Genomic DNA, 13,393 nt, shown 5'->3' on the forward strand with positions numbered 1-13,393 from the left:
CCATAATGAGCAGCAGGCCGATGACTGGTCCGGGATGGATCAGGCCGTCAGCCGGGCTGCTGTGAACTTGTCGGTGACGAGCACATCGATGACGCCCAGCTTCAGGGCACCGGCGATGGCCTGGGTTTTGGATTCGCCGCCCGCCAGCGCCATGACGCGGCTGGTCCTGCGCAGTTCCTCCAGCGAAAGGCCGATGACGCGGTCGTTGAGCGGCGTTTCGACCGGCTTTCCGTCCTTGTCGTAGAACCGGTAGGAAATCTCGCCCACCGCGCCGGCCTCATGCAGCATCGCCATTTCCTGGCGGGAAAAGGTGTTGCCGGATCGGGCGAGAAGCTCTGACGGCTCCACGGCGCCGATGCCGACGATCGCAAGGCTGAGACGGCCGAAGAGATCCATCGTCTCGCGCACGACAGGGTCGGCGAGCATGACGAGCTTGGCTTCACGCGACGACGTGATGCCCTGAACGAGAAGCAGGCGCGGTTCGCCGCCGGTGAGACGAGCAAGGCGTGCGGTCAGCTGTGTGGCGTGGGTCTGCACGGAAGCATCGCCCATGCCGCCGAGGATCTGCACGATGTACTTGGCCTTGGCGTTCTTCAGCGGATGAATGTTGTCGACCATGCGCAGGATGGTCTGGCTCCAGCTCGAGACGCCGACGATTTCGTCCTGTTGCAGCGTGACTTCCAGGAAATGCGCTGCGGCCTCCCCGATACGGGCCATGATCGCGCCATCACGGTCTTCCGAGCAGTCGATGACGATGGCTTCGGTGAGGCTATAGCGTTCGCGCAGGGCGGTTTCCAGATCGGCGAAGGTGCCGGCCGGGGGAATGACCGTCGTGCGCACGATGTCTTCCTGCTCGGCCCGCTTCAGCATGCGCGAAACGGTGGCCTGCGACATGTGCATGAGTTCTGCGATCTCTGCCTGCCGCTTGCCCTCGATATGGTACATCTGGGCAATGCGGGCGATCAGTCGCAACTCGTTGAGCCGTCCCATGGAACCTCCAGCAGTGAATTTTTATTCACCCATAGAGGAAGGACCCGACACGGTCGAGCGGTAGATTGCGTCCCTCCAGACAAGAAGCCGTTCCGCAGCGTCGGAAGCGCGCGGGGCGATGGCGTTCACAGCTCGCGGCAGGGCGGAAATGGCGGCTAAATCCGGCCAGACGCCGAGCGACAGGCCGGCGAGATAGGCTGCCCCAAGGGCGGAGGCCTCGGGCGCGTCGCACTGGATGACTGCATGGTTCAGCGTATCGGCGACGCACTGCATGAGGAAGGTGTTCTTGCTCGGGCCGCCATCGGCATAAAGCCGACCGAGCGGCGTCGGCGATTGTGACACCATGGCCTTGAAAACGTCATGCACCTGGAAGGCGATGGAATCGGTCACTGCGCGGGCCATCTGGGCGCGGGTGGTGTTGAAGGTCACGCCGGAGAACAGCGCCCGTGCGTCGGCGTGCCAGTGAGGCGCGCCGAGGCCGACGAAGGCGGGCACGAAACCGGGGCCGCCGGGTGCAGCGGTTGCTGCGAGTTCGGTCAGCGCCTGCACATCTGGAAGGCCGAGCATATCGGCCATCCAGGGCAGGGCGGCGGCCGACACCAGGATATTGCCTTCGAAAGCATAGGTCGGCTTGCCGTCGATCGACCAGGCGATGGTCGTGGTGATGCCCTGTTCGGGCGCGATGAAGCGGGGCAGGGTCGTCATGATCGATGAGCCCGTGCCGAAGGTCACCTTGCCGTCGCCGGGATTGAAGGCACCGTGGCCGAAGAGCGCGGCATGGCTGTCGCCGATGGCCGAGGCGATCGGAATGCCATCGGCAAGGCCCGGCACGTTTTTCGTCACGCCGAAGCGCGAAGCGCTGTCACGCACCTCGGGCAAGGCGGATTTGGTCACGCCGAAGAGTTCGCAGAGTTCGTCACACCAGACCTGCCGGTTGAGGTCGTAAAGCTGGCTGCGGGCGGCATTGGCGGCGTCACAGGCATGGACTGCGCCATCCGTGAAGCAATGGATCAGCCAGGCGTCGATCGTGCCGAGCCGTACACTCTGCCCGGTCGGCACGCGGTCCAGCAGCCACTTGATCTTCGGACCGGGGAACATCGGATCGATCGGGAGGCCGGTGAGCGCCTGAACGCGCGGCGCATGGCCGGCGGCAATCAGCTTGGCACAGTCCGGCGCGCTGCGGCGGCACTGCCAGCTGACCACCGGGCCGAGCGGCTTGCCCGTTGCCGCATCCCATACGGTGACGGATTCGCGCTGGTTGGAGATGGCGATGCCGAGGATCTCGACGGCGGGCGCCGCCTCGAGGCATGCCGCGATCGCTTCCTGAACGGATTCCCAAAGGCGTAGCGGACTTTGCTCCACCCAGCCCGGCTGCGGATGTTCGATGCCGACCGGAGACGCGCCACGCGCCAAAATCTCGCCGCCGGTGGAGACAAGCACGGCCTTTGAATTCGTGGTGCCTTGGTCGATGGCGAGAATAGCGGTCGTCATAGCGGCTCCGGTGAACGGAAATTGGGGAGGGCGCGGCACAAGGGAGGTGCTGCCGCGCCCGGCACGAAATCTAGTCGCACGCGATCACGTGCGGGAAGACTTTCGCGCAATCAAGTCGATCGCCGCTTCGGCGATGCCGGCGGGGGACATGCCGAACTCGTCCAGCAGGAATTCGGCGGACCCGGTGGGTGCAAAGATGCCGGGAACACCGAGGATCTTCATCGGTACGGGCGCTTCTGCCACGACGACTTCGGCGATGGCGGAGCCGAGGCCGCCGAAGGTGGAGTGCTCCTCCGCCGTCAGGATTGCGCCGGTTTCCCGGGCCGCGGCCACGACGGCTTCGACGTCGATCGGGCGCACGGTCGCCATGTTGAGGACGCGCGCCTCGATGCCCTGTTCGGCGAGGATGGCGGCCGCCTTCACCATGCGGTGGGTGACGGTGCCATTGGCTATGAGCGTGATCGCGTCGCCATCGCGCAGCAGATTGGCCTTGCCCAGCTCGAATTTGTGGCCGGCCGGAAGCAGGTCCGGAACGCCAACGCGGGAGAGGCGCAGGAAGACGGGGCCGTCATAGGTCGCGGCCCATTCCACGGCTGCCGCCGTTTCGATGGAATCGCACGGTGCGACGACCGGCAGGTTCGGCAGCACGCGGGTCCAGGCGAAATCCTCGATGGAATGGTGCGTCGGGCCGAGCTCGCCATAGGCCATGCCGGACGAGATGCCGATGAGCTTCACATTGGCGTTGGAATAGGCGATGTCGGCCTTGATCTGTTCCAGCGAGCGGCCGGTCAGGAAGCAGGCAGCACCACAGACGAAGGGCAACAGCCCGCCATTGGCAAGACCGGCGCCGACGCCGACCAGGGCCTGTTCGGCAATGCCGACATTGACGAGGCGCTCGGGCCACTTGGACTTGAAGCCGCCGAGCTTGGACGAGCCGACCGAGTCGTTGCAGACGGCCACGATCCTGGGGTTATCGGCGCCCAGGCGTTCCAGCACGGCGACGAAGGCGTCACGGCAGTCGTGCAGCTTGGGAGAAGGTGTCACGGCGTTCATCAAAGGGCCTCCGAAAGCTCAGCCACGGCAATCTTGTACTGTTCGGCATTCGGCACCTTGTGGTGCCAGTCGACCTTGTCCTGCATGAAGGAAATGCCGTGGCCCTTGTTGGTATGGGCGACGATGCAGTGCGGGCGGCTGCCACGCTTTTCCAGCGCCGGAACGATCTCGTCCATGGCATTGCCGTTGATCTCGGTGACATCCCAGCCGAAGGCCGCGAGCTTGGGGGGGAACGGCGCCAGATTGTTGGTGTCCTTCAGCGACGCACCCTGCTGGAAGCGATTGTGGTCGATGATGAGCGTCAGGTTGTCGAGGCCGAACTGCGCGGCCGACGCGATGGCCTCCCAGTTGGAGCCCTCCTGCATCTCGCCGTCACCCGTCAGCACATAGGTGCGGTAGGCGGCACCCGTCAGCTTGGCGGCTTTCGCCATGCCGACGGAAACCGGCAGGCCGTGGCCGAGCGGACCGGTATTGGTCTCGACGCCGGGCACCTTGTTGCAGTTCGGGTGCCCGTTGAGGCGCGAATGCGGCTTCAGAAAGGTCGCGACCTCTTCCTCGGGAATGAAGCCACGCTTGGCGAGCGTCACATAAAGCGCGAGCGCCACATGGCCCTTCGACAGCACGAAACGATCGCGATCGGGATGCTTCGGCTGGTCGGGCCAGATGCGCAGCACGCGAAAATAGAGCGCGGTCAGGATGTCGATGGCGGACATCTCGCCGCCGATATGGCCCGCGCCAGCTTCAAAAACCGCCTGCAGATCGCGAAGGCGGATCTGTCGAGCGATGCGGTCGAGATCGTTCGGCTGCATGAAACCCTCTTGATGAATAAATATACACTGATAGATATATTTGCAGGAATGACCGCCAAGTCAAGCGGAAATGGTATTTGAGTATCCTGAAAAATTCAAATATGTCGCCTTGACACTCTCCAAGGAGTCGCGGTACGAATTTACACACAGTCTTGCATATTTATGCTAGAAGCCAAACGCGAAGCCGCGAACGGCCGGGAGGAGTGCACATGGTGGCGGATGTGAAAGAAAGACAGGGGTTCGCAGGCGTCGTGCTGCCGTCCTTGCGCGGCGCCACGGGGCCGCTGATCGGCCTCATCGTGCTGTGCCTCTTTCTGACCTTTGCGACGGACAAGTTCCTGTCGGTGCGCAACTTCCTCAATGTGCTCGACCAGATCACGGTGCTGGGCGTCATGGCTGTCGGCATGACGTTCGTCATCCTGATCGGCGGTATCGACCTTGCGGTCGGCTCGGTCATGGCGTTGGCGATGATGGTGCTCGGTTATCTCAACGTCGTCGCCGGCGTGCCGATGGGGATCGCCATTCCGCTCGCCCTGCTCGCCGCCTCACTGAACGGGCTTGTCGCAGGCCTGTTGATCACGCGCTTCAACGTGCCGGCCTTCATCGCGACGCTCGCGATGATGTCGATCACGCGCGGCCTTGCGAACATGATCACCGACGGCCAGCAGATCATCGGCTTTCCGGCCTGGTTCAACATGATGGCCATCGTGCGCTTCGGCGGCTTCCTGACGCTGACGGTCGCCGTGATGATCGTGGTCTTCATTGTCGGTCTGCTCTATCAGCGCTACCGCCACGGCGGGCGCGTGCTCTACGCCATCGGCGGCAATGCCGAAGTGGCGCGCCTTGCCGGCATCAATGTCCAGCGTGCGACCGTACTTGTCTATGTCGTGTGCAGCTTCCTCGCCGGCCTCTCGGGCATGGTGCTCGCCGCTCGCCTCGACTCCGTCCAGCCGTCCTCGGGCGTTTCCTATGAACTCGACGCCATCGCAGCGGTCGTCATCGGCGGTACGTCGCTGTCGGGCGGCACGGGCGGCATTGGCGGCACCATCATCGGCGTCCTTATCATCGGCGTGCTGCGCAACGGCCTCAACCTGCTCAGCGTCTCGCCCTTCATGCAGCAGGTCATCATCGGCGCCGTCATCGTGCTCGCCGTTACGGCCGAAACCTACCGCAAGCGCAAGTAAAGACTTTCACCCCCGCTGCCGGAGCGGCGGGGTGGGGAAAACGGTTCGCAATCGTGCGGGCCGGCAAAAGGGAAGGTGGCTACCTGCGAGGGCAGGCGCCGCCGGGTAACTCGGAGGAGAAACCATGGAACTGTCCAAACTGCTGATGGCGGCAACCGCCGCTTCTGTTCTCGCACTTCCGGCATCCGCCGCCGAAGTGAAGAAGATCGGCCTAGCCGTCCCGAACCTGCAGGCCGACTTCTTCAACCAGATCAAGCTCGGCGTCGAAAAGCACGCCAAGGAAAAGGGCATTGAAGTCGTCGTCGTCGATGCGAAAAACGACACCAACACGCAGGTCAGCCAGGTTCAGGACCTGATGACGCAGGACATCAACGCCTTCATCTATATCCCGGCCGGCGCTGCCGCCGCTGCCGTCCCGACCCGCCTTGCCCGCGAAGCCGGCATCCCCGTGATCAACGTCGACCGCACGCCCGAGGGCGCGCCGGGTGACACCTTCATCGCCGGCGAAAGCGTGGAATCCGCCTACGAAGTTTGCAAGTATATCATCGGCAAGGCCGGCGGTTCGGGCAAGATGGCGATCATCCACGGCCAGAAGGGCACGACGCCGGAAGTCGATCGTTTTGCCGGCTGCAAGCGCGCCATCGACGAGAACACGGGCGTCGAACTGGTCGATCAGCAGTGGAGCAACATGTGGTCGGCCGACGAAGGTTTTAACATCGCGCAGAACATGCTGCAGGCAAACCCTGACATCACGATCATCTTCGGCCAGGCCGATGGTCTCGCGATGGGGGCTGCCAAGGCGGTCGACGTTGCCAACCTCTCCGACAAGGTGATCATTGGCGGGTACGACGGTGACGTCTCGGCCCTCGAATACCTCGCCAAGTGCAATGGTCCGTTCATCGCGACTGCCACGCAGAGCACGCAGAAGATGGGCGTGCTGGCCGTCGAATCCGCGCTCGCTGTCGCAGCCGGCCAGAAGGTGGAGGAGCGCCAGACGCCGAACGCCGTTCTGACGACCTGCGAAAACGCGCCGGAATTCGTGAAGAGCCACCCGTAAGCCGGACCCGAAAGGCAGCAGCGCCATGACGAACCGCTCTCCCATCCTGTCGCTCCGTGGAATCCAGAAATCCTACGGTCCGATCAAGGTGCTCCACGGTGTCGATCTCGACATCTATCCGGGAGAGGTCGTGGCGCTGCTCGGTGAAAACGGTGCCGGAAAATCGACCCTGTCGAACATCATTTCCGGCACCGTCCAGCCCTCCGCGGGCGACATGACCTGGCTCGGCAAGCCCTACGCTCCTGCCAACCCTCGCGCCGCGATCGACGAGGGCGTCGGCATGATTCATCAGGAACTGAAGCTGCTGCCAAAACTCTCCATCGCCGAGAACGTCTTCGTCGGCCGCTACCCGATGAAGTCCGGCCGTCTCGACCGCAAGGTGATGGAGGAGCGTGCGCGCGTCGGCCTTCGCCGCCTCGGTCTCGACGTTCCGCCCGATCGCCTCGTCGAAGGTCTTTCGACCGGCAAGCAGCAGCTCATCGAAATCGCCAAGGCGCTGACGCTGAACGCCCGCCTCCTCATCCTCGACGAGCCGACGGCCGCGCTTGGCGGCGAGGAAACCCAGCTCCTTTTCCGGCAGATCGAACGGCTGAAATCCGAAGGCGTCGGCATCATCTATATCTCGCATCGGCTCGAAGAGATCCGCCAGATCACGGATCGCATCGTCGTCATGCGCGATGGCGCCAAGGTGCAGGAATTCGACCGTGGCGACGTGCCGGTCCGCACCATCGTCGAGGCGATGGTCGGGCGCTCGCTTGAACGCATGTTTCCCACGCTTCCCGTCCCGACGGATGAGGTGACGCTGGAGGTGCGCGGCCTCTCCGCGCCATCGAAAGCCTTTCGCGACATCAGTTTTTCCGTCCGCAAGGGCGAAGTCTTCGGCATCGCCGGCCTCATGGGGGCGGGCCGCACCGAGCTTGTGCGCGCCATCACCGGCGCCGACCCAATCGCCAGTGGCGAGGTTCTTTTGCACGGCAGGCCCGTCACGCCGCGTTCACCGACCGATGCGATCCGCAACGGCATCGTGCTCGTGCCTGAAGATCGCAAGCTCCAGGGTGTGGTGCTCGACCATTCGATCGCGGAGAACATCGGATACGCCAACCTCGGCGAGGTCGCCCACAATGGCTGGCTCTCCTCCCGCCGCATCCGCGAATTTGCCGAGGACTACATCAAGCGGTTCGGCGTGAAGGGGCGCGGCGGCCAGAATGCGGGCGAACTCTCGGGCGGCAACCAGCAGAAGGTCGTGCTCGCCAAGTGGCTGGCGCGGAAGCCGCAAGTGGTGGTGCTGGACGAGCCGACGCGCGGCATCGACGTCGGCGCCCGTTCGTCAATCTACGATCTCATCATGGACCTCGCGCGCGAAGGTGTTGCGGTCATCGTGGTCAGCTCGGATCTCGAGGAGGTTCTTGGCGTCTCCAGCCGCATCATGGTGATGGCGCAGGGCAAGCAGGCCGGAATCTTGAACCGCGAGGACGCGAACGACGTCTCGGTCATGGAACTGGCAACGATCTGAACAAGGAAGAAATCATGTCCGACATCACGCTCAATGCGCCGAAGCTGTTCGATCTCTCCGGCAATGTCGCCTTCGTCACGGGCGCCGGCAGCGGTATAGGCCAGCGCATCGCCATCGGCCTTGCCCAGTGCGGCGCCGACGTCGCGCTGCTCGACCGCCGCAGCGATGACGGTCTTGCCCGGACGGCCGATTTCATCGCACGCGCCGGTCGCCGGAGCATCCAGGTCGCCGCCGATGTAACCAGCGGTGCGGCGCTGACCGATGCCGTCAATCGCACCGAAAAGGAACTCGGCCCCCTCACGCTCGCCGTCAATGCGGCTGGCATCGCCAATGCCAATCCGGCGGAGGACATGGAGGAAAGCCAGTTCCAGACGATGATGGACATCAACCTGAAAGGTGTCTTCCTCTCCTGCCAGGCGGAGGCGCGCGTGATGCTGAAGAACGGCCGCGGCTCGATCGTCAACATCGCCTCCATGTCCGGCGTCATCGTCAACCGCGGCCTCAGCCAGTGCCACTACAACGCCTCCAAGGCTGGTGTTATCCACATGACGAAGTCCATGGCGATGGAGTGGGTCGGCCGCGGTATCCGTGTCAACACGATCAGCCCCGGCTATACGGCGACGCCGATGAACACGCGGCCGGAAATGGTGCACCAGACGAAACTATTTGAAGAGCAGACGCCGATGCAGCGCATGGCCAACGTCAACGAAATGGTCGGTCCCGCCGCCTTCCTGCTGTCGGACGCTGCAAGTTTCGTGACGGGCGTCGACCTTCTGGTCGATGGCGGCTTCTGCTGCTGGTAATATCCTGAAGGCCAGTCGAAAGCCGGCCTCTTGCATTTCCGTGCGGAAATTCCTTATTTACGCGTGTTCTCAGGGCGGGGTGAAACTCCCCACCGGCGGTATCCGGAGCGATCCGGGAGCCCGCGAGCGCTTCCATGCAAGTGGAAGGTCAGCAGATCCGGTGCGATGCCGGAGCCGACGGTTACAGTCCGGATGGAAGAGGGCATGTCTGCACGACCGCTCCTGTCGGAGCGGCTGTGGGCCTGTTCGCCCAAGGGATTGAAAACGCCGATAGCGGCAACCCTTGAAAGGCAATGAAATGGCACTCTCGAAAATTGAAGACGCTATAGCGGCACTGGCGCGCGGCGGCATGGTCGTGGTCGTCGATGACGAAGGCCGCGAGAACGAAGGCGACATCATCGTCGCGTCTGAAGCGGTAACGCCGGAAGCGATCGCCTTCATGATGAAGCACGCCCGCGGCCTCATCTGCGTGGCGATGGAAGGCGAGCGGCTCGATGCACTCGACATCCCGCTGATGGTTCCGCAGAACACCGAGTATCACAAAACGGCCTTCACAGTTTCCGTCGACTATCTTCCAGGGACGACCACCGGCATTTCCGCGGCCGACCGCGCAGCGACCGTGAAGGCGCTGATGGATCCCGCGACCGCGCCTGAAGACTTCGCCCGCCCGGGCCATATCTTCCCCCTGCGCGCGCATCCGCGCGGCGTGCGTGGTCGTCCGGGCCATACCGAGGCCGCCGTCGATCTCGCCCGCCTTGCGGGCAAGGCGCCGTCGGGCGTGATCTGCGAGGTCGCCAACGATGACGGCACCATGGCCCGGCTGCCCGAACTGGTTGCCTTCGCCGAACTTTACCAACTGCCGCTGATCAGCATTGAAGACCTGATCACCTATCTCGAGGTACGGCTGAACAACAGTTCTGCGGAGGCAGCGTAGGCCTACTCAAATCCCATTTGACGGCAGGACCGCCCTACTCGAACAGGTCGGGATTGGCGGCTTCGATTTGGGGCAGATCGGCGAGGATGCCGTTGAGGTGGCTGCGCATGGCGGCCTCGGCGGCGTCCGCGTTGCGCGTGTCGATGGCGTTGATGATCGCCTCGTGCTCGGTGATCAGCCGCGACATGGAATCGGGATGACGGAGCTGGAGATTGCAGACCCTGTCCATGTGCGCCTTGATGTCGGAAATCGCGTTCCAGGCGAGCCCGCAGCCGGCCCCTTCCGCAATCGCGATATGAAACTGCTCGTCCTCGCGGCGAAAGGCGTTGTGGTCGTGCGTCGCCATCGCCGCCTTCTGGCGGGCGAGGATCGTATCGATCTTGCGCCGCGTCCAGCTGTCGAAGGTTTCGCTGGCGCGCCGCGCCACGGCAGTCTCTATCGCCTCGCGCACGAATCGGGCTTCCATCATCTGCCGCGCTGAAATCCGCACGACGACGGTACCCCTGTTCGGACGGATATCCACCAGCTTCGACTTGCCGAGCGCGATCAGCGCCTCGCGCACCGGCTGGCGCGACACGCCCATGCGGGTCGCGATTTCCTGCTCGGAAAGCCGCATGCCGGGAGCGAGTTCCAACTGGATGATGGACTCGCGCAGGTCCCGTTCGACCTGCGCCGCCGCGGTTTCGCCGGTGTCGATCTTCAGGGATTCAAGGTTCATCTCTTTCGCCGCCGTCATGCGTTGACATCCAATTTAAACCACCATACAGTACCATACAATTCAAACGCAACAGAAATCCGGTGGCCTGAAAACCGGATTAAAGTCAGGGAGGGGTCGGCGCTATGCGTCCGGCCTGGGAGAGATATTGCTGTCCAATTTCATTGCACCCGATTCCAACGATCCGCGCCTCGGCATTAAATCCCGCTACCGGATGCTTGTCGATGGCAAGTCGGTCGACGCCGCTTCGGGCAAGACGATCGACCGCGTGAGCCCCGGCCATGCGGGCGTCGTGGTCGGAACCTGGCCGGAAGCCTCGGCTGACGATGTGCGTCTGGCGGTCGCTGCGGCGCGTCGGGCTTTCGATACCGGCCCCTGGCCGCGCATGTCGGGCGCGGAGCGCTCGCGCCTGATGTTCAAGGTGGCGGACCTTATCCTTGCGCATCAGGAAGAACTGGCGCTTGCCGAGAGCCTGGAGGTCGGCAAGCCGATCGCCCAGGCCCGCGGCGAGATCGGTTTCTGCGCCGATCTCTGGTCCTATGCCGCCGGTCAGGCCCGTGCGCTGGAAGGCCAGACGCATAACAATATCGGCGACGACCGCCTGGGCCTCGTCCTGCGCGAGCCGGTCGGCGTCGTCGGCATCATCACGCCCTGGAATTTCCCCTTCATCATCGCCTCCGAGCGGGTGCCTTGGGCGATCGGCGCCGGCTGCACGGTGGTGCTGAAACCGTCCGAGTTCACCTCGGGAACGTCGATCCGCATGGCGGAACTGGCGCGCGAGGCCGGCATTCCCGACGGCGTCTTCAACGTCGTCACCGGCTATGGCGATCCGGCCGGCCAGGTGCTCGCTGAAGACCCCGGCGTCGATATGGTCGCCTTTACCGGCTCGGTGCGGGTCGGCACGAAGCTCGGCGAGATCGCGGCGCGCAGCGTCAAGCGCGTCGGGCTGGAGCTTGGCGGCAAGGGCCCGCAGATCGTCTTTGCCGATGCGGATCTCGACGCGGCCGCCGACGGCATCGCCTACGGCGTCTACCACAATGCCGGCCAGTGCTGCATTTCCGGCAGCCGCCTACTCGTGCAGGAGGGCATCCGCGATGCGCTGATGGAGCGCCTGCTCGACATTTCTCGGAAGGTCACCTTCGGCGATCCGCTGAACGAGCGTACCAAGATCGGCGCGATGATCTCGGAGGCGCATGCGGACAAGGTGCATTCCTATGTGGAGGCCGGTATCGCCTCCGGCGCCGAACTGCTGCTCGGCGGTGAAAGGGTCGGCAGGGAGGCCGGTCTCTATTACGCGCCGACGGTCTTCGGCGGCGTGACGCCGGACATGTCGATCGCCCGGGAGGAAATCTTCGGACCGGTCCTGTCCACGCTGACGTTCAAGACGGCGGACGAGGCCGTGGCGCTGGCGAATGCCAGCGAGTTCGGCCTTTCAGCCTCGGTCTGGTCGACCAATCTGGAAAACGCGCTGCAGAGCATCCGCCGCATCCGCGCCGGCCGCTGCTGGATCAACAGCGTTATCGACGGCACGCCGGAACTGCCGATCGGCGGCTACAAGAAGAGCGGCCTCGGCCGCGAACTCGGCCGCTACGGCTTCGACGAATATTCCCAGTTCAAGGGCGTCCACGTGACGCTCGGTCGCCCGGCACCCTGGTTCACGTAATCGAGCACAGGAAAACAAAGAAATAGAGCCACTTCGCTTGGGAGAAAGGTGGAGTGGCTGGGGAGGAAAATCTCGGCCGGCGTGATCTTTGGTCGGAGCCCGCCAGCCGAGACTTGTTGGGTCTTTCGACCCGCATTGCACATCCAAAGGGAGGATACGCAAATGAAACTGTCCAAGCTCAAAACCGCAGCGCTCGCTGCGGGCATTGCCGCCATGATGACGTCGACGGCGCTGGCCGCAGACGTCAAGGCAACGATGATCATCTATCTCGATCCGAGTGTTCAGTTCTTTAACCCCGTGGTTAAGGGCGCGCAAGACGCCGCCGCTCAGTTCGGCGTCGATCTCGACGTGCAGTATGCCAACAACGATCCGGTCCGCCAGAACGACCTGATCGAAAGCGCGACGGCCAGTGGTGTCGATGGCATTGCCGTCGCCATTTCCTCGTCGGATGCCTTCGATGAAAGCATCTGCGCTGCCGTTAAGGCCGGCATCGTCGTCATCGGCTTCAACAACGACGATCTGGAAGGCGCCAAGGGCAATTGCCGCCAGGCCTACGTGGGCATGGACGAGTTTGCCTCCGGCTATGAACTCGGCAACCGCATGATCAAGGAGTTCGGCCTGAAATCCGGCGACGTCGTCTTCAACCCGCGCGAAATTCCAGAGGCGAGCTTCGCCGTCGCCCGCGGCGGCGGCATCGAGAAGGCGATGACCGAAGCCGGCATCAAGGTGGAGACGGTGCGCGCCGGCCTCGATCCGGCGGAAGCGCAGAACATCATGGCGCAGTTCCTGATCGCCAATCCGAACGTCAAGGCGGTGTTCGGCACGGGCTCTGTCACCTCGACAGTCGGTGCAGGCGCGATCAAGGATGCCGGCGTCGATATCCCCTTCGGCGGCTTCGATCTTGCGGTCGAGATCGTCAATGCAGTCGAGTCCGGTGCGATGTTCGCGACCATGGACCAGCAGCCCTATCTGCAGGGCTACTATCCGATCGCCCAGATTGCACTCTCGAAGAAGTACGGGCTGACGCCGACCGATGTCGACACCGGGCAGGGCGCCTTCCTCGACAAGTCGCGCATCAGTTCGGTCAAGCCGCTCATCGGCAGCTTCCGCTAACTGGATCCCGTGGGAACCTGCCGGCGCGCCCGGCGGGTTCCCCGTTCCCCAACGATCGAGTGCCAGAC

Annotated in this window: 12 protein-coding genes and 1 riboswitch; of the genes, 7 read left to right on the plus strand and 5 right to left on the minus strand. The window is 63.7% G+C overall.

All coding sequences use genetic code 11. The features are described from left to right. Positions 1 to 39: 39 nt before the first annotated feature. From GGQ64_RS03640 to GGQ64_RS03655, 4 genes are all read right to left on the minus strand, one after another. Entirely contained in the window at positions 40 to 990 is a 951-nt protein-coding gene (locus tag GGQ64_RS03640; RefSeq protein ID WP_183799288.1) for a sugar-binding transcriptional regulator, read from the minus strand. A gap of 21 nt (positions 991 to 1,011) precedes the next feature. Then, positions 1,012 to 2,481, minus strand: a complete 1,470-nt coding sequence (locus tag GGQ64_RS03645; RefSeq protein ID WP_183799292.1) for an FGGY family carbohydrate kinase — start codon at positions 2,479 to 2,481, stop codon at positions 1,012 to 1,014. A gap of 84 nt (positions 2,482 to 2,565) precedes the next feature. Then, a complete protein-coding gene (locus GGQ64_RS03650) occupies positions 2,566 to 3,534 on the minus strand; it encodes a transketolase family protein (RefSeq protein ID WP_183799295.1) in 969 nt (322 codons plus the stop codon). Next, entirely contained in the window at positions 3,534 to 4,343 is an 810-nt protein-coding gene (locus GGQ64_RS03655; protein ID WP_183799298.1) for a transketolase, read from the minus strand. Before GGQ64_RS03655 ends, GGQ64_RS03650 begins: the two co-directional genes overlap by 1 nt. A gap of 209 nt (positions 4,344 to 4,552) precedes the next feature. On the opposite strand from GGQ64_RS03655, the gene GGQ64_RS03660 reads away from it, so the two are divergent. The 5 genes from GGQ64_RS03660 (at position 4,553) to ribB (ending at position 9,834) form a co-directional block, all read left to right on the plus strand. Continuing rightward, entirely contained in the window at positions 4,553 to 5,527 is a 975-nt protein-coding gene (locus GGQ64_RS03660; RefSeq protein WP_183799301.1) for an ABC transporter permease, read from the plus strand. A 124-nt stretch (positions 5,528 to 5,651) separates the two neighbouring features. Beyond that, positions 5,652 to 6,584, plus strand: a complete 933-nt coding sequence (locus GGQ64_RS03665) for a substrate-binding domain-containing protein (RefSeq protein WP_183799304.1) — start codon at positions 5,652 to 5,654, stop codon at positions 6,582 to 6,584. A 25-nt stretch (positions 6,585 to 6,609) separates the two neighbouring features. Beyond that, entirely contained in the window at positions 6,610 to 8,097 is a 1,488-nt protein-coding gene (locus GGQ64_RS03670) for a sugar ABC transporter ATP-binding protein (RefSeq protein WP_183799307.1), read from the plus strand. A 14-nt stretch (positions 8,098 to 8,111) separates the two neighbouring features. After that, positions 8,112 to 8,900, plus strand: coding sequence for an SDR family oxidoreductase (locus tag GGQ64_RS03675; RefSeq protein WP_183799310.1), 789 nt, complete (start codon positions 8,112 to 8,114; stop codon positions 8,898 to 8,900). Between the two features lie 61 nt (positions 8,901 to 8,961). After that, positions 8,962 to 9,108: riboswitch (FMN riboswitch) on the plus strand. 90 nt (positions 9,109 to 9,198) lie between these two features. Beyond that, positions 9,199 to 9,834, plus strand: coding sequence for a 3,4-dihydroxy-2-butanone-4-phosphate synthase (gene ribB, locus GGQ64_RS03680; RefSeq protein WP_183799313.1), 636 nt, complete (start codon positions 9,199 to 9,201; stop codon positions 9,832 to 9,834). 34 nt (positions 9,835 to 9,868) lie between these two features. Here ribB and GGQ64_RS03685 read toward each other — a convergent pair whose 3' ends face one another. Next, the gene (locus GGQ64_RS03685) at positions 9,869 to 10,570 is read right to left on the minus strand and encodes a GntR family transcriptional regulator (RefSeq protein ID WP_183799316.1); all 702 of its coding nucleotides are present in this window, start codon (positions 10,568 to 10,570) and stop codon (positions 9,869 to 9,871) included. Between the two features lie 127 nt (positions 10,571 to 10,697). On the opposite strand from GGQ64_RS03685, the gene GGQ64_RS03690 reads away from it, so the two are divergent. Both GGQ64_RS03690 and GGQ64_RS03695 read left to right on the plus strand, forming a co-directional pair. Next, positions 10,698 to 12,212 (plus strand): aldehyde dehydrogenase family protein, encoded by a 1,515-nt coding sequence (locus GGQ64_RS03690; RefSeq protein ID WP_183799319.1) that lies wholly within the window; start codon positions 10,698 to 10,700, stop codon positions 12,210 to 12,212. Between the two features lie 162 nt (positions 12,213 to 12,374). Next, the gene (locus GGQ64_RS03695; RefSeq protein ID WP_183799322.1) at positions 12,375 to 13,325 is read left to right on the plus strand and encodes a sugar ABC transporter substrate-binding protein; all 951 of its coding nucleotides are present in this window, start codon (positions 12,375 to 12,377) and stop codon (positions 13,323 to 13,325) included. Positions 13,326 to 13,393: the final 68 nt, after the last annotated feature.

Origin of the sequence: Mycoplana azooxidifex (assembly GCF_014196765.1) — a bacterium.
Classification (GTDB): Bacteria; Pseudomonadota; Alphaproteobacteria; order Rhizobiales; family Rhizobiaceae; genus Mycoplana; species Mycoplana azooxidifex.